Here is a 14,832-nt window from a genome sequence, read left to right on the forward strand (position 1 = left end):
CTGACACGCTCAAGCCGTTCGCCTCGCCGGATCTTCTCGTCACATCGTTCCTTGAGCGCAACCTCCCAGACCAGAACGAGATCCTGTTCGGCTTTCCCAGCACGGGCAAGCCACAGTTCGTCGGTGACGCCCCATCCTCGCTGCAGACGTCCGATGCTTTCCGCACGACGGTCGGCCGCGACCGGGTAGCCGGTGGCACCTCGACCGTGATTGTTGCCGGTAACGAGTACCGCGTGGCCGTGCTTCCCATCACGGACGGCAAGGTCACGGCGGCGTTCGTCGTCGTGCATGACGTGACATTGACGCTCGCACCTCTGCGCGACCTGATGGTTACCTACGCCGTGCTGGCAGCTCTCGCCGTACTCATCATTGCGGCTCTCGCCTCGTGGCTCGCAGGACGCCTACTCAGCCCCGTCCGACGCCTACGGGACACAGCCCAGGGCATCACCGACGGCGACCTCAGTCGACGAATAGAGGTGACCGGGCAGGACGACCTCGCCGACCTTCAGCGAACGTTCAACGACATGCTCGATCGCCTCGAGTCGGCGTTCACGGCGCAACGCCAGATGCTCGATGACGCCGGCCACGAGCTGCGCACCCCATTGACGGTTCTACGTGGCCAACTCGAAGTGCTGGATCCCGACGATCCCGATGACGTCATCGCCACCCGCAACCTTCTGCTCGACGAGGTCGATCGCATGACCCGACTCGTCGGAGACCTTCTGATGCTTGCGAAGGCACGCCGGCCCGACTTCGTGTCGCCCAAACCGACAGACATCGAGACCCTGACCCACGGGATCCTTAACCGCGCCAAATCGCTGGGACATCGCACCTGGCTCCTCGACGGGGTAGCCCGAGGGCATCACGACCTGGACGAGCAGCGCATCACTCAGGCGATGCTCCAGCTCGCCGAGAATGCTGCACGCCACACCGAGCAGGGCATCGAGATCGGCATCGGGTCCAGAATCGCGGATGGACAGCTCGAGCTATGGGTTCGCGACACCGGTCCCGGTGTGGATCCACAGTTGCGGCATGAGGTATTCGAGCGGTTCGCACGCGGGCAGCGCAGTGACGAGGGGTTCGGTCTGGGGCTTTCAATCGTTCGCGCGATCGTCGAGGCCCATGGAGGTGCGATCCTGCTTGACGACACGTCCACCGGAGCGACGTTTCGCATGCGCATCCCGACGGGAGTTACCTGGTGAGTCGGATCCTGATCGTCGAGGACGAAGAACGCATCTCGTCGTTTGTGGCGAAGGGCCTTCGCGCGGAGGGATTCACTCCCACAGTGGTGGCTGATGGGTTGACCGGACTCGACTACGCGCTCACCGGCGAGTTCGACCTGATGATCCTGGACATCGGGTTGCCGGGAATCGATGGATTCAGCGTCCTCGAGCGGGTATCAAAGGATCGGCCAGCACTTCCAGTCATCGTCCTCACGGCGCGTGACTCAGTCACCGACACAGTCACGGCTCTCGAGGGCGGCGCTGCTGACTACATGTCGAAACCGTTCCGGTTCGGTGAGCTGCTCGCCCGCGTACGGCTGCGTCTTCGCGCACCTTCCGGCGGGCAGCCTCTTGCAGAGAACCTCGCGAGCGGAACCGTACGGCTGAATCTTCGTTCCAGGCGCGCGCACGTCGGCCAGGACGAGGTCGAGCTCTCGGCACGCGAGTTCGCGCTGGCGGAGGTGCTACTCGTCAATCGCGGCCAGGTCCTCTCACGGGAGCAACTACTTTCCCAGGTCTGGGGGTACGACTTCGATCCAGGATCCAACATCGTCGACGTGTACATCGGCTATCTCCGCAAGAAGCTCGGCACCGAGTTTGTCGCGACCGTGCGGGGCATGGGCTACCGCGTCGAGTGAACAAGAAACCGGGACGACCATGCGGTCGTCCCGGCTCCCACAGGGAGAGTCAGTCCTCCGAGCCGTCAGACTCGTCGTCGTTGTCGTCGCCATCGTGATGACCGCCGTCATCGTCGCTGTCGTCGTCGCTGTCGTCGTCGCTGTCGTCGTCGCTGTCGTCATCGCCCTGGTCGTCAGACTCGTCGTGGCCTGAGCCGGCGTGATCCGAGTCGTCGTCATCTGACGAGTCATCGCCCCCACCGGGACCGCGGTTTCGACCGTCGTCATCATTGGCGTCATGATCGGCCGGGTCGTCAGCACCGTGCCCATCAGTTGCACCGCCATTGTCGTCGTTGGCGTCATGATCGGCCGGGTCGTCAGCACCATGCCCACCGAGAAGTCCACCGTTGTCGTCGTCGACATCCTGTGTCGGCGTCGAAGTCGAGCGGGGTGCGGGGTCGGGGCTATCGTCTGCGACTACTGCATTGGCCACTGCCAAACCTGTCCCGAGGATGACTGCGGCTCCCAGCGCTACCACTCCTGTGCGGAAGTACTTCTCCATGGCTCTCTCTCCTCCATTTGTGTGTTCCTGTTGAGAAGCAGACTCCCGCTGACGCGTGAGGTGGAGGTGAGCGGCAGATGAGACAACTCTCATCTGCGTTTGGCCCGACCGCGAGAAGTTCTGGAGCCGCGAACCACACCTGGCCTGTGGCGGCGCTTCTACAGCAGAGGTCGCAGCGGCCGCACGATCAGTTCGCACGCCCTAGCGACCCACGGCCGGGACTCCCATTCCTCAAGGCTCAGCTCGCGGGCGATGGAGGAGTCGTTCTCAAAGATCGTCTCCATCTCAGCGGCGAGCCCGGCGTCGAGGAACTCCATGTTGATCTCGTAGTTGCCGGTGAGGCTGAGGCGGTCGATGTTCGCGGTACCGATGGTCGTCCAGCGACCATCGATCGTCGCGGTCTTCGCGTGCACCATCCAGTCTTGATAGAGCAGGATCCGTACGCCGCCACGCAGCAACGAGCCATAGAACCCGCGTGACAGCACGTCGGTCGCAGCGTGGTTGGAGACCTCAGGCATCAGGATGCGTACGTCGACGCCCCTCGCTGCAGCATCGAGCAGACCTTGCAGGATGTCGCGGTCGGGGATGAAATAGGCGGCCGTGATGAAGATGCGGTCCTTCGCCCGGTCGATGGCTTCGAGGTACATCCCTCGGATCGGGAACATCAGCTGGCGCGGCACGTTGCGGTGAGCGCGGACCTGCGGCTCCCAACTCGCCTCCCCCAGCTGCTCGAGAGGGCGTGCCGTGATGTCGTCGCGCAGATTCCAGAAGTCGACGAAGGCGTTGTCGAGATCCCAGACCGACGGTCCAACGATCTTGATGTGGGTGTCGCGCCATTCGGTGGCGTACAAGGCTCCGATGTTGAATCCGCCGACGTAACCGACGGCCTTGTCCACAACCAGGATCTTGCGGTGATCGCGACCGTAGCTGCGGAAGCTGAACACCTTCCATCCTGCGGAGTAGATCGGATAGCGAAGCACGTGGACGTTCGAAGGGAAACGCAGGAAGCTGGGCCGTACGACGAGGTTCGCGAAAGCGTCATAGACGACATAGACATCAACACCGCGGTCGGCGGCGCGAATCAACGCCTGCTTGAAGCGCTACCCCATCGCATCGCCCTTGATGATGTACGTCTCGAAGAGGATGCGGTCCTGCGCGGCGTCGATTTCCGCGAGCATGTCCTCGTACAGGTCGGCGCCGTATGTGAACGCCGTGGCAATCCCTTGATCACCGATCGGGATGGGTCGTGGCGGGGTGACTGGGAACGGTGTCGCCGAGCGGCCACGAATGACCTTGCGGACCTTCGTGACGATCATCAACGTTCCGATGGTGAGGAACTGAAGCGTGATCATGGTCAGGAACCCGCGTCGGAGGATCGTGCGGGCCCGAAGTCTCATGGAGCCAAACCCTAGACGAACACTGCAATGGCCTTGGCATCCGCGCCGTGCTGCTCGTACAACGCCAAGAACGTTCCGGTCGGCGCGAACACCGCAACCGGGCCCGGCACGCCGAGATCCACGCCCGACAGAGCGCGCCCGAACGTCACGTCCGTCGCCTGCGCTTCCGTGAGCTCGTACGTTGCGAAGCTCGCTCGTGCGACGTCATCGAGGGGTACGACCGTGAGCTCCTTCTCGAGCTCTTCGAGGGTGCCCGCGCGATCGATTCCGAACCCGCCCACGCGCGTACGCCGCAGGGCCGTGAGATGGCCGCCGACTCCGAGAGCCGAACCGAGGTCGCGGGCCAGGGCGCGTATGTAGGTACCGCTCGAGCACACGACGCGTACGTCAACGTCGAATGTTTCTCCCACGTGCCGTGACTCGGTCACCTCGAAGACCGCGACTGTGACGGGGCGAGCCTTGAGCGCGACCTCTTCACCCGAACGAACGCGGGCGTACGAGCGAACTCCGTCGACCTTGATTGCCGACACCGATGACGGGACCTGCTCAATGTCGCCGGTCAAGGGCAGCAGCGCAGCTCGTACGGCGTCCTCATCCAGGTGCGCTGCAGACGTCGTCTCGACAACGTCACCCTCGGCATCGTCTGTCACGGTGGACTGGCCGAGACGGATCGTGGCGACGTACTCCTTGTCGGCGAGTGTCAGATGTCCGAGCAGACGGGTTGCACGGTTGATGCCGAGCACCAAGACACCCGTGGCCATGGGGTCGAGCGTGCCGCTGTGTCCGACCTTGCGGGTGCCAGCGAGTCGACGCATACGGCCGACCACGTCATGCGAGGTCCAGCCTGAAGGCTTGTCGACGATGACAAGGCCTGACTCCGTCACTCGGAGTCGGCCTCGTCAACGTGCGGCTTCTTGTAAGGATCAGCGTCGCCGGCGTAGGTCGCCCCGGTCGACTGCGCGGCGACAGCGTCGTCAGCCGCCTTGGCCCTGGCGAGCAGATCTTCGATCTCCTTGGCCGTCTCGGGCACTGCGTCGAGGTAGAAGTCGATCGACGGAGTGATCCGCGTACCGAGCTGCTTGCCGACTTCGGACCGGATGAGACCGGTGGCGCTCTTGAGCGCCGCCGCGGTCTCAGCCCGGGCCGTCTCGTCACCCATGACGGTGTAGAACACCGAGGCCTGCTGGCCGTCTCCGGTCATCCGGACGTCGGTGATCGTCACAAAGCCGAGGCGCGGGTCTTTGACCCGACGCTCCAGCATCTGTGCGACGACCACCTTGATCCGGTCACCGACCTTGGCATTCCTTGGACCGGCCATGGTTACGCGCGAACCTTTTCTCGCATTTCGTACGTTTCGATGATGTCGCCGACCTTGATGTCGTTGTAGCCCTTGAGCACGATGCCGCACTCAAAGCCCTCGCGGACCTCGGACGCGTCATCCTTCTCACGACGCAGGCTGCCGAGATCGAGGTTCTCGGCGACGACAGCGCTGTCGCGAAGCAGACGTGCCTTGGCATTGCGCTTGATGACGCCACCCGTGACCATGCAACCGGCGATGTTGCCGATCTTGCTGGAGCGGAAGATGTCGCGGATCTCGGCGGTACCGAGCTGCGCCTCTTCGAACTCCGGCTTGAGCAGGCCCTTGAGCGATGCCTCAATCTCCTCGATCGCGTTGTAGATGATCGAGTAGTAGCGGATCTCGACGCCTTCGCGGTCAGCCAGCTCCGTCGCCTTGCCCTGCGGGCGGACGTTGAAGCCGATGATCACGGCGTTGGACGCGGCGGCCAGCATGACGTTGGTCTCCGTGATCGCACCGACACCGCGGTCGATGACGCGCAGTGCGACACCTTCGCCGACGTCGATCTGTGCGAGCGCATCCTCGAGAGCCTCGACCGAACCTGAACCATCACCCTTGAGGATGAGGAGCAGCTCGTCGGTCTCGCCCTTCTCGAGCGAGGACATGAAGTCCTCGAGCGTACGGCGACCACTGCGCTGCGCCAGGAGAGCGTTGCGCTCACGCGCTTCGCGCTTCTCAGCGATCTGGCGAGCCAGGCGGTCATCAGCGACAACCATGAAGTTGTCACCTGCGCCGGGTACTGCCGTCAGACCGAGCACCAGCGCAGGACGCGACGGTGTGGCTTCTTCGATGTTCTCGCCGTGCTCGTCGAGCAGGGCGCGAACGCGACCGAACGCCGGGCCGGCGACGATCGAGTCGCCCACCTTGAGCGTTCCACGGTGCACGAGGATCGTTGCGACAGGACCGCGACCACGGTCGAGGTGCGCCTCGATGACGAGGCCCTCGGCGTTCTGGTCGGGGTTGGCGCGCAGATCGAGCGATGCGTCAGCCGTGAGGACAACCGCTTCAAGAAGCTCATTGAGACCCGTACCGGCCTTGGCCGAGACGTCGACGAACATCGTGTCTCCGCCGTACTCCTCGGGCTGGAGCCCGTACTCGGTGAGCTGACCGCGTGCCTTGATCGGATCTGCACCGGGCTTGTCGACCTTGTTTACCGCGACCACGATCGGAACGCCGGCGGCCTTGGCGTGGTTGAGCGCCTCGATCGTCTGCGGCATGACACCGTCATCGGCTGCGACCACGAGGATCACGATGTCGGTTGCCTGCGCACCACGGGCACGCATGGCGGTGAACGCCTCGTGGCCCGGTGTATCGATCAGCGTGATGCGACGCTCGGTGCCGTCAACTTCGGTCGCGACCTGGTAGGCGCCGATGGACTGCGTGATGCCACCGGCTTCCTTGTCGACAACGTTGGCGTTGCGGAGTGCGTCGAGCAGCTTGGTCTTACCGTGATCGACGTGACCCATGACGGTCACGACCGGCGGACGCGGAGCGAGGTCCTTGTCGTCGCCCTCGTGCTCACCGAACTCGAGGTCGAACGACTCGAGCAGCTCGCGGTCCTCGTCTTCGGGCGAGATGATCTCAACGTTGTAGTTGAGCTCTTCGCCGAGCAGCAGCAGCGTCTCGTCATTGGCCGACTGAGTGGCCGTGACGATCTCACCGAGGTGGAACAGCACCTCGACGAGCGACGCGGAGTCTGCGCCAATCTTCTCGGCGAAGTCGCTCAGCGACGAGCCGCGAGTCAGGCGTACGTTCTCGCCGTCGCCCTTGCGTACGCGGACTCCGCCGATGGCAGGAGCCTGCATCTGGTCGTATTCCTGGCGCTTGGCGCGCTTGCTCTTGCGTCCACGACGTACGGGACCGCCGGCGCGACCGAACGCGCCCTGGGTGCCACCACGCGTGTTGCGACCAGCAGGACCGCCACCGCTGCGCGGAGGACCGAATCCTCCACCGCCACCGGGTGCTCCGCCGGGTCCACCGCGACCGGGTGCGCCTCCGCCACCGGGTGCTCCGCCTGGACGGCCTTGGTAACCACCGGGTGCACCGCGACCGGGTGCGCCACCGGGTCCACCGCGACCGGCGCCGGGTCCGCCACGAGCCTGGTCACGGCTCGTCGGAGGACCGCCGAGGCCGGACTGACGCGGCATCATCGCGGGGTTGGGGCGAGGCATACCGGGAACTGCCGGTGCTGCCGCTGCGCCACCTTCGCGTGCTGCAGGGGGACGCGGGGCGCGCTGCATGCCCTGCGTCGATGAGAACGGGTTGTTGCCGGGGCGTGCGCCACCTGCACCAGGCGCGCGGGGGCCGGGGCTGGGAGCGCCACCGGGGCGCGGGGCCGCGGGGGCTTCAGTTGCGGCAGCGGGAGCCTCGACGGGCGCTTCAGCGACCGGCTCAGGCTCGGGCTCCGCGACAACGCGCGGGCCGGGCGTAGGACCGGTGGGCTTCTCGGCGACCGGCTCGGGCGCTTCGACAACCTCGGCCGGAGCCTCAGCAGGCGCTGCAGCCTTGGCGGGGGCAGCCTTCTTGGCGGCGGGCTTGCCGCCGGACTTCTTGGCACCTTGGGCGCGCAGCGCTTCACCGTGTTCTTCGGTGAGGCGGCGTACGACGGGCGCTTCGACGGTCGAGGAAGCCGACTTTACGTACTCACCCATGTCTTTCAGGGTGGACAGGACGACTTTGCTCTCGACACCGAACTCGCGGGCGAGCTCGTGGACTCTTACAGCCACTTTTCTCCTTCAGGGGGTCCGACCCAAAGGAGGATCAGACCTAGTTGACGTGCAGGCTCATCGGTCAGTACTCATCGGTGAGTACTCATCGGTTCGTCATGAGCGGGGTGCTCCGATTCGTGGTCTGGGAACGCTGTGTGCGTTCCTCGTGGTCATTCAGCAGGTGGTGATTCGCTGATCATGGCACTCAGCGCATTCAGGTCAAGCGACCCTTCGACTCGAAGGGCCCGACCAAACGCTTTGCGTCGTGTCGCGAGCTCCAGGCACCGTGCCGTTGGGTGCAGATGCGCCCCGCGGCCCGGCAACGATCGGCTCAGATCGGGTGTCACGACCGTGGTCGTGGACTCCTTAGCTGCGACGACTCGCACCAGAGTGGTCTTGTCCGCACGCTCTCGGCAGCCGATGCACGTACGAAGGACCTCGGTCAGTCTACCCGTTTCGCGAGGCGGCTGCGCCATCGGTTCCCGTGCCGTCTCCCGTGGCGGGGACTTCGGTGTCGGAGCGGATGTCGATGCGCCATCCGGTCAGCTTGGCGGCGAGCCGCGCATTCTGACCTTCCTTGCCGATCGCGAGCGACAGCTGAAAATCGGGTACGACAACCCGCGCCGAGCGCGTCGTCGGGTCGACCAGCGTGACGCCCTTGACCTGCGAGGGCGACAGTGCGTGCGCGATGAATTCCGCGGGATCGTCGCTGTAATCGACGATGTCGATCTTTTCGCCGTGCAGCTCGTGCATGACGTTGCGTACGCGTGACCCCATGGGACCGATGCAGGAACCCTTGGCGTTGATGCCCGGCACATTGGCGCGTACGGCGATCTTGGTGCGGTGACCTGCTTCGCGGGCAATCGCGACGATTTCGACCGATCCGTCAGCGATTTCGGGCGCTTCAAGCGCGAAAAGAAGCTTCACGAGGTTGGGGTGGGTGCGCGAAACCTTGACGCGCGGTCCCCGCAATCCCTTTTCGACCTCGTACACGTACGCCTTGAGGCGCTCGCCGTGGGCGTACTTCTCCTCGGGCACCCGCTCGGACGCCACGAGAATTGCCTCAATACGACCGAGATCGAGGGCAACATCACCCGGACGGCTCTGCTGGATGACACCGGAGACGATGTCGCCGACGCGGCCAGAGAACTCGCCGTACTTCGCCTCGTCCTCGGCGTCGCGGATGCGCTGCATGATCAGCTGGCGCGCGATCGTCGCGGCAAAGCGGCCGAAGTCGTCAGGAGTGTGCTCGAACTCCTCAGTGAAGTTGGGTTCGGGCCGTTCAACGGGCCCATCGCCCTCCGCCTCGACGGGCTCGTCGTCGGCGAGGCGCTCCTTGGCCCACACGATGACGTGGCCGGTCTTGCGGTTGAGCTCAACGCGCGCATTCGGGAACGATCCCGGCGACTTGTGATAGGCCGAGAGGAGCGCGGTCTCGATGGCCTCGACGACCACCTCGAACGAGATGTCCTTCTCGTGCTCGAGAGCTCTCAGGGCTGCCATGTCGATGTCCATCAGGCGTCCTTCCTGTTCAGCTCGGTCTGTACGAGCGCCGTCACGATCTGGTCATACGCGATCCGCGTCGTGTCTTTCTTGGTGGTCAGCTGGACTCCGGTGTCATCGCTGTCTCCGATGCGACCGTCCAGGGTGATGTCGTCCTCAAGCGTCACGCGTACGAGGCGCCCTGCGTTGCGTCGCCAATGGCGGGGCAAGGTGAGCGGGCGTTCGACACCGCGGGAGGTCACCTCGAGCGTGTAGGGCTCGGCACCCATCACATCGGAGCTGTCGAGAGCCTCAGACAGCGCGCGGGTGGCGTCGGTGATGTGGTCGATCCCGATGCCACCGTCGACATCCAGAGCGATACGAAGGACCTTGCGTCGGCCGCCGGAGCTGAGCTCAACGGCTTCAACATCCAGGCCGAGTGCGGACACACAGTCGTTCACGAGGGTCTCAAGCCTGTCAGTCATTGGCTCGTCCTCCTCTGTTCTGTTGTCGGCATGTTCTGCCGTCCCGCGTTGCGTGTGCCCCCACCCTATCGAACCTCGCGGGACCTACGAACCGTATCGACGCGCGCCCGACGCGGCACCGTCGGATAGCCTGCCGAGGTGATCAGCCGTCGCGCCCTCCTCGGCACCGGAGCGGCAACTGCCATCACCGCTGCTGCCCTCGGAGGCGCCGCGCTCACTCACCGGCTCGACGACCTCGCACGAGGCGTCGGCATCAAGCCTCATCCCGAGCCCGATCCATCGGACTCGAAGCTGCTCGCACGGGTCGCCGTCGACCAGAACACCTTGCTCGCCATGGTCGAAGCGACGGCTGGCGCGCACTCGACCTTGAAGCTGGACCGCTACCTCTCGATCAGCACGTCACATGCGAAGGCGGTCGGTGTGGCTGCCAGCGTGCCCGACGTCGCACCACCGTCCGCCGACCCGGAAACGGCTGTCAGCGACCTATCGTCCGCCTACGCGAACGCCGCTCGTGCGAGAGCTGCCGATGCCCTCGAGGCTGCCTCCCCCGCCCTCGTGCGCGTGCTCGCTTCCATGTCCGCCGGGCTGTACCAGTGCGCCGACGCGATCAAGGACCTGCGATGAGCGCGACCGAGGCCATGCAGAACTGGCTCGCACTTGAGCACGAGTCGGTGTGGCTCTATCCCGTCATCGGAGCGCGGTTCGACCAGCTGACCCAACGGGCCCGCGAGGCTCACGATGCCCACCTCAGCACCCGCGACCACCTGCTGGCGCGGTTGCACACCCTCGACATCGAGCCCGTACCCGCGAAACTGTCGTATGCCGTCGGCTCGCTGAGCTCACCGCAGGTGGCGATCAAGTTGGCACGTCGGCTTGAGCAGGCCATCGCTGCAGCGTGCCTCGACTTGGCTGGCGAGTCGTCAGAGCAGGGCGACCAGAAGTACGCCATCACCCGACTGCGACGGGCCGCCCGGGCCGAGATGGCGTGGGGCGGCGAACCGCGCGCGTTCCCTGGCTTGGCTGCTCAGTCCTGAGACAAGCGGACAAAGCGCAGTCGAGCGGCATCGTCGATACGTTCAAAATCCGTACGTTCTGCGAAGAACTCGTCAACGGCCTTGGCGCAGCCCGACCACGAGCGGTAGTCGTCGATGGCGAGTACGCCGCCGACGCTGAGGTGCGGGACCACTCGCTCCAGCGAAACTATGGTCGACTCGTACCAATCGCCGTCGAGGTGCGCGAAGGCGATCGGGCCATCCGGGTGCAGCGTGTCCTCGAACAGGCCCTGAACCAGGCTCACCCGATTGTCGTCCACCGGATAGCCAGCAGCTGAGAATGCTGCCGAGACCTTGCCCAGGAGGTCATCTTCGTAGCCGTAGTAGTCGCTGCCGCCCGGCCCCACAGCTTCGCCGCTGACGATCGTTTCGTAGCGCTTGTGGACGTCCTTGCCGTCCTCGGATGATGGCGGCGGGATCTGGCCAAACACGTCGTAGACCGCCAGTTCGCGGTCGGGTTCCTTGAGCGCCGTCAGCAAGATCGCGGAACCGCCATTGGCTGTCCCCGTCTCCAAGAACGAACCCTTGATGCCTCTGGCCTGGAGATCCGTCACGACTGCACACATCTCGACCAGCTCCGGAACTCTGATCATGGTCAACCTGTTGGAGACGACATGCAGCAGGACACGGCCAACCTCGGGCGATAGCTCGGTGTCCCCGGCCAGAATTCTGAGCACACCGAAGTAGTCGGCCTGCAGGCGTTCGTACCGCGCCCGCAAGAGGCGGAGCACTTTCGGCTCCTTCTTGGGCTGGTCAGGCGTACCGGCAGTCCGCGCCTTCGCTGGTTTCGGAACAGTTCCACCGAGACGACGTATGACGGCCGACCTGATCCGGTTCACGGTTACCCCTGGCTTGAAACTGCGTGGACGAGGTCCGCGAGGGCCACGTCGGTGCGTTCTCCGGTCGATCGATCCTTGACTTCGACAACACCGTCGACGATGCCCTTGCCGACAACAACGATCGTAGGCACGCCGATCAACTCGGCATCCTTGAACTTCACGCCGGGCGACACCTTGCCCACGCGGTCGTCGTACAGGACCTCGAGGCCTGCACCGATGAGCTCCGCGTACACACCCTCGGCTGCGGCCAGGACCGCCTCATCCTTGCCAGCAGCGACCAGGTGTACGTCGAATGGCGCGAGCTCGCGCGGCCAGACCAGGCCGAGCTCATCGTGCGCGTACTCGGCGACAGCGGCGACAGCGCGGGACACGCCCACACCGTACGAACCCATCGTGACCGTCACGAGCTTGCCGTTCTCGTCGAGCACCTTGAGCCCGAGTGCCTCGGCGTACAGGCGACCGAGCTGGAAGATGTGACCCATCTCGATGCCGCGAGCGAGCTCGAGCGGACCCGAGCCGTCAGGTGCCTCGTCGCCGGCGCGGACCTCGGCGGCCTCGATCGTGCCGTCGGCGGTGAAGTCCCGTCCGGCGACCAGGTCGATCACATGTGAGCCCTGGACGTTGGCTCCGGTGACCCAGCGGGTGCCGTCGACGACGCGCGGATCGGTCAGGTAGCGGATGCCGGTGCTGCTCTCGCTACCGAGCGCGGCGGGGCCGATGTAGCCCTTGACGAGACCAGGATTGGCCGCAAAGTCCTTCTCCTCGAACGGCTCGACCTCGGCCGGCGCGACCTGCGCCTCGAGCCGCTTGGCGTCGACCTCACGGTCGCCGGGAACGCCGATCGCCACAGGCTCACGTGTCCCGTCCGGGTGGCGCAGGATGACGAGCACGTTCTTGAGCGTGTCGCCCGCCGCCCAGGGACGATCCTCGCGGGGGAACTTCTCGTTGAGATGGTCCACGAGCGTCTCGATCGTGGGCGTGTCAGGGGTCTGCTCGGCGTGCGCGGCCGGTGCGTTGTCGTACGGGATCGCGTCGGGGGCGACGGTCGTGACGGCCTCGATGTTGGCTGCGTAGCCGCCGGGTGAGCGCACGAACGTGTCCTCACCCGTATCGGAGACGGCGAGGAATTCCTCGCTCGCTGAGCCGCCCATCGCGCCTGAGGTTGCCTTGACGATGACGTAGTCGAAGCCGAGACGCTCGAAGATGCGTACGTATGCCTCGCGGTGCGCCTGGTAGGACGCGTCCAGTCCAGCGTCGTCGATGTCGAACGAGTAGGAGTCCTTCATGATGAACTCGCGGCCGCGCAGGATGCCGGCGCGGGGACGCGCTTCGTCGCGGTACTTCGTCTGGATCTGATAGAGGCTGAGCGGCAGGTCCTTGTAGGACGAGTAGAGGTCCTTCACCAGCAGCGTGAAGAACTCCTCGTGGGTCGGACCGAGCATCATGTCGTTGCCCTTGCGGTCCTTGAGCCTGAACACGTTGGGTCCGTAGTCGGTCCAGCGCCCGGAGACCTCGTACGGCTCGCGCGGCAGCAGCGCGGGGAACCGCACCTCCTGCGAGCCGATCGACTCCATTTCCTCGCGGATGATGCGCTCGACCTTGGCGAGCACCTTCAGGCCCAGCGGGAGCCACGAGTAGATGCCGGGAGCGACACGACGCACGTATCCGGCGCGCACCAGCAGGCGGTGGCTTGGGACCTCGGCATCGGCCGGATCGTCTCGCAGGGTTCGCAGGAACATCCGGGACATACGCATGACGCCGAGCCTAACGGTGAGACCGGTCGAGCTAGCTGCGGGCAGCCTTCTGGGCAATCCGGATCATCGGCAGCTGCAACGGCAGTCGCCCAATGGCAGCAGCCTTGAACAACGTCGGCGCCTTTTCATCGCGCACGACGTCCATCGCCATCTGCACATTGGCCGGGAACACGGCCGCAAGCAGCCCCACAGAGGCCCGACCACCCAGCCGACGAGTACGCGGATGCAGCATCATCGCGCCGAGCGCGATCTCGAGGACACCCGAACCGAGCACGAGCTCCTTCTTGAACGGGAGCGGCTTCGGAACGATCGCGACATACGGTTCCGGCTTCACCAGATGCAAAACACCCGATGCGGCGAATCCGAGGGCAAGGCCTGTTATGTCACGACTCATGCCGTCACCTCCGTTGGAAAGGCAGAGTACGGATGCGTCGGCATGATCCCTGCCTCATGATTCGTTCGCTGGCGCTCACTCATGTCACGACCCTATGGCCAGATCAGAAAAGGATCGAGGCGAACGTCTCGGTGTGGGTGAAGCCGACTCGCTCGTAGGCGCGTCGAGCAGGGGTGTTGTGACCGTTGACGTACAGCGTCACCGACGGCGCGACTGACGCACGCACTTGCTCCACGACAGCTGCAACAGCCGCCGCTGCGATGCCCTGTCCTCGCAGGTCAGGGCGTACGTAGACGCCTTGAAGCTGGCAGGCGTAGGAGGTTGCCGCGCCGACTTCAGTCTTGAACAGCACATCGCCGTCTTCGATGATCGCGAACGCCCAGCCTTGCGTGATGAGTTGGGCGACGCGGGCGCGGTAACCGTTGCGGTTGCCCAGCTCTGGGTCGACACCGACTTCCTCAGTGAACATGGCGACACAGGACGGATAAACGAGGTCGAACTCATCTATCGCGACCGGCCGTACGCGGGGATCTGGCCGGATGTCCGGATCGTGCTCGAGCACCATGAATGGTTGGTCGAGCCGTGGAGAGCGGGCGGGGCCCCAGTGCGGTTCGAGGATCTCCCACATCGGCTCGACTGCGGAACGGGGCCCGACGATCGACGACGGACGCATGTTCTCGCGGAGCGCGCGATCGGCAAACGCCTCGATGGCTCTTGGTGTTGCCTGGACCGGGACGATATTGGCGCCGGCGTGGCAGGCCGAGACGAGTTCGTCGTCCTCGAAGTAGCCCCAGATCTCACCGCCCAGCCATCTGGTCTGCAGTCGACTCGCGTCAACACGACCGCGTACGAACAGGTTGACCAGCGGATCTTGGTCCAGGAGCTCACGAAGAACGGGCACGTCGGCGGCCGTCAACGCGCGTACCTGCGTTGTGGTCTCGAGCACGACAGCCTCCGGGAGT

The 14,832-nt window shown here is 64.9% G+C and carries 17 protein-coding genes; 4 read left to right on the plus strand and 13 right to left on the minus strand.

Features of this window, described 5'->3' with window-relative positions; translation table 11 throughout:
• The first annotated feature begins 326 nt into the window (after nt 1-326).
• Together J2X11_RS14470 and J2X11_RS11300 are read left to right on the plus strand one after the other, a co-directional pair.
• Entirely contained in the window at nt 327-1,202 is an 876-nt protein-coding gene (locus J2X11_RS14470; protein ID WP_396127879.1) for a sensor histidine kinase, read from the plus strand.
• Nucleotides 1,199-1,861: a response regulator transcription factor gene (locus J2X11_RS11300; protein ID WP_309970885.1), complete on the plus strand. Its 663-nt coding sequence runs from the start codon at nt 1,199-1,201 to the stop codon at nt 1,859-1,861. The genes J2X11_RS14470 and J2X11_RS11300 overlap by 4 nt, the downstream gene beginning before the upstream one ends.
• A 49-nt stretch (nt 1,862-1,910) precedes the next feature.
• Here J2X11_RS11300 and J2X11_RS11305 read toward each other — a convergent pair whose 3' ends face one another.
• From J2X11_RS11305 to rimP, 9 genes are all read right to left on the minus strand, one after another.
• On the minus strand, nt 1,911-2,402 hold the full coding sequence (locus tag J2X11_RS11305) for a hypothetical protein (protein ID WP_309970888.1): 492 nt from the start codon (nt 2,400-2,402) through the stop codon (nt 1,911-1,913).
• A gap of 158 nt (nt 2,403-2,560) precedes the next feature.
• On the minus strand, nt 2,561-3,487 hold the full coding sequence (locus J2X11_RS11310) for a phospholipase D-like domain-containing protein (RefSeq protein ID WP_309970891.1): 927 nt from the start codon (nt 3,485-3,487) through the stop codon (nt 2,561-2,563).
• Between the two features lie 15 nt (nt 3,488-3,502).
• Nucleotides 3,503-3,799 (minus strand): phospholipase D-like domain-containing protein, encoded by a 297-nt coding sequence (locus J2X11_RS11315; RefSeq protein WP_309970894.1) that lies wholly within the window; start codon nt 3,797-3,799, stop codon nt 3,503-3,505.
• An 11-nt stretch (nt 3,800-3,810) separates the two neighbouring features.
• Complete coding sequence (gene truB, locus J2X11_RS11320) at nt 3,811-4,683, minus strand: tRNA pseudouridine(55) synthase TruB (RefSeq protein ID WP_309970895.1); 873 nt, start codon at nt 4,681-4,683, stop codon at nt 3,811-3,813.
• The gene (gene rbfA, locus J2X11_RS11325; RefSeq protein WP_309970896.1) at nt 4,680-5,117 is read right to left on the minus strand and encodes a 30S ribosome-binding factor RbfA; all 438 of its coding nucleotides are present in this window, start codon (nt 5,115-5,117) and stop codon (nt 4,680-4,682) included. The genes truB and rbfA overlap by 4 nt, the downstream gene beginning before the upstream one ends.
• Nucleotides 5,118-5,119: 2 nt before the next feature.
• The gene (infB, locus tag J2X11_RS11330) at nt 5,120-7,882 is read right to left on the minus strand and encodes a translation initiation factor IF-2 (protein ID WP_309970898.1); all 2,763 of its coding nucleotides are present in this window, start codon (nt 7,880-7,882) and stop codon (nt 5,120-5,122) included.
• Nucleotides 7,883-8,034: 152 nt separating this feature from the next.
• A complete protein-coding gene (locus J2X11_RS11335; protein WP_309970901.1) occupies nt 8,035-8,340 on the minus strand; it encodes a YlxR family protein in 306 nt (101 codons plus the stop codon).
• The gene (gene nusA / locus J2X11_RS11340) at nt 8,312-9,379 is read right to left on the minus strand and encodes a transcription termination factor NusA (RefSeq protein ID WP_309970904.1); all 1,068 of its coding nucleotides are present in this window, start codon (nt 9,377-9,379) and stop codon (nt 8,312-8,314) included. Before nusA ends, J2X11_RS11335 begins: the two co-directional genes overlap by 29 nt.
• A complete protein-coding gene (gene rimP / locus J2X11_RS11345; protein ID WP_309970907.1) occupies nt 9,379-9,831 on the minus strand; it encodes a ribosome maturation factor RimP in 453 nt (150 codons plus the stop codon). The genes nusA and rimP overlap by 1 nt, the downstream gene beginning before the upstream one ends.
• A 138-nt stretch (nt 9,832-9,969) precedes the next feature.
• Between rimP and J2X11_RS11350 the strand changes: the two genes are divergently transcribed.
• Entirely contained in the window at nt 9,970-10,455 is a 486-nt protein-coding gene (locus J2X11_RS11350; protein ID WP_309970909.1) for a hypothetical protein, read from the plus strand.
• A complete protein-coding gene (locus tag J2X11_RS11355) occupies nt 10,452-10,865 on the plus strand; it encodes a DUF4439 domain-containing protein (protein WP_309970913.1) in 414 nt (137 codons plus the stop codon). The genes J2X11_RS11350 and J2X11_RS11355 overlap by 4 nt, the downstream gene beginning before the upstream one ends.
• On the opposite strand, the gene J2X11_RS11360 is transcribed toward J2X11_RS11355, so the two are convergent.
• The 4 genes from J2X11_RS11360 to J2X11_RS11375 all read right to left on the minus strand — a co-directional run bounded on the left by J2X11_RS11360 (nt 10,856) and on the right by J2X11_RS11375 (nt 14,816).
• A complete protein-coding gene (locus J2X11_RS11360; RefSeq protein WP_309970916.1) occupies nt 10,856-11,722 on the minus strand; it encodes a TylF/MycF/NovP-related O-methyltransferase in 867 nt (288 codons plus the stop codon). The two genes, J2X11_RS11355 and J2X11_RS11360, sit on opposite strands and share 10 nt — an antisense overlap.
• Nucleotides 11,723-11,724: 2 nt before the next feature.
• On the minus strand, nt 11,725-13,470 hold the full coding sequence (locus J2X11_RS11365) for a proline--tRNA ligase (protein ID WP_309972357.1): 1,746 nt from the start codon (nt 13,468-13,470) through the stop codon (nt 11,725-11,727).
• 37 nt (nt 13,471-13,507) lie between these two features.
• Nucleotides 13,508-13,870 carry a DoxX family protein gene (locus J2X11_RS11370; RefSeq protein ID WP_309970919.1) on the minus strand — a complete coding sequence of 121 codons (363 nt, stop codon included), beginning with the start codon at nt 13,868-13,870 and terminating at the stop codon, nt 13,508-13,510.
• Nucleotides 13,871-13,973: 103 nt separating this feature from the next.
• Nucleotides 13,974-14,816 (minus strand): GNAT family N-acetyltransferase, encoded by an 843-nt coding sequence (locus J2X11_RS11375; protein WP_309970921.1) that lies wholly within the window; start codon nt 14,814-14,816, stop codon nt 13,974-13,976.
• Nucleotides 14,817-14,832 lie beyond the last annotated feature (16 nt).

Origin of the sequence: Aeromicrobium panaciterrae (assembly GCF_031457275.1) — a bacterium.
Lineage (GTDB): Bacteria > Actinomycetota > Actinomycetes > Propionibacteriales > Nocardioidaceae > Aeromicrobium > Aeromicrobium panaciterrae_A.

What these genes read in the sequence shown, in the direction of transcription:
- nusA (WP_309970904.1), bottom strand. Translation starts at nt 9,379, where the DNA reads ATGGACATCGACATGGCAGCCCTGAGAGCTCTCGAGCACGAGAAGGAC.
- rbfA (WP_309970896.1), bottom strand. Translation starts at nt 5,117, where the DNA reads ATGGCCGGTCCAAGGAATGCCAAGGTCGGTGACCGGATCAAGGTGGTC.
- J2X11_RS14470 (WP_396127879.1), top strand. Translation starts at nt 327, where the DNA reads ATGGTTACCTACGCCGTGCTGGCAGCTCTCGCCGTACTCATCATTGCG.
- J2X11_RS11355 (WP_309970913.1), top strand. Translation starts at nt 10,452, where the DNA reads ATGAGCGCGACCGAGGCCATGCAGAACTGGCTCGCACTTGAGCACGAG.
- J2X11_RS11365 (WP_309972357.1), bottom strand. Translation starts at nt 13,470, where the DNA reads ATGTCCCGGATGTTCCTGCGAACCCTGCGAGACGATCCGGCCGATGCC.
- J2X11_RS11315 (WP_309970894.1), bottom strand. Translation starts at nt 3,799, where the DNA reads ATGAGACTTCGGGCCCGCACGATCCTCCGACGCGGGTTCCTGACCATG.
- J2X11_RS11305 (WP_309970888.1), bottom strand. Translation starts at nt 2,402, where the DNA reads ATGGAGAAGTACTTCCGCACAGGAGTGGTAGCGCTGGGAGCCGCAGTC.
- rimP (WP_309970907.1), bottom strand. Translation starts at nt 9,831, where the DNA reads ATGACTGACAGGCTTGAGACCCTCGTGAACGACTGTGTGTCCGCACTC.
- J2X11_RS11370 (WP_309970919.1), bottom strand. Translation starts at nt 13,870, where the DNA reads ATGAGTCGTGACATAACAGGCCTTGCCCTCGGATTCGCCGCATCGGGT.
- J2X11_RS11335 (WP_309970901.1), bottom strand. Translation starts at nt 8,340, where the DNA reads ATGGCGCAGCCGCCTCGCGAAACGGGTAGACTGACCGAGGTCCTTCGT.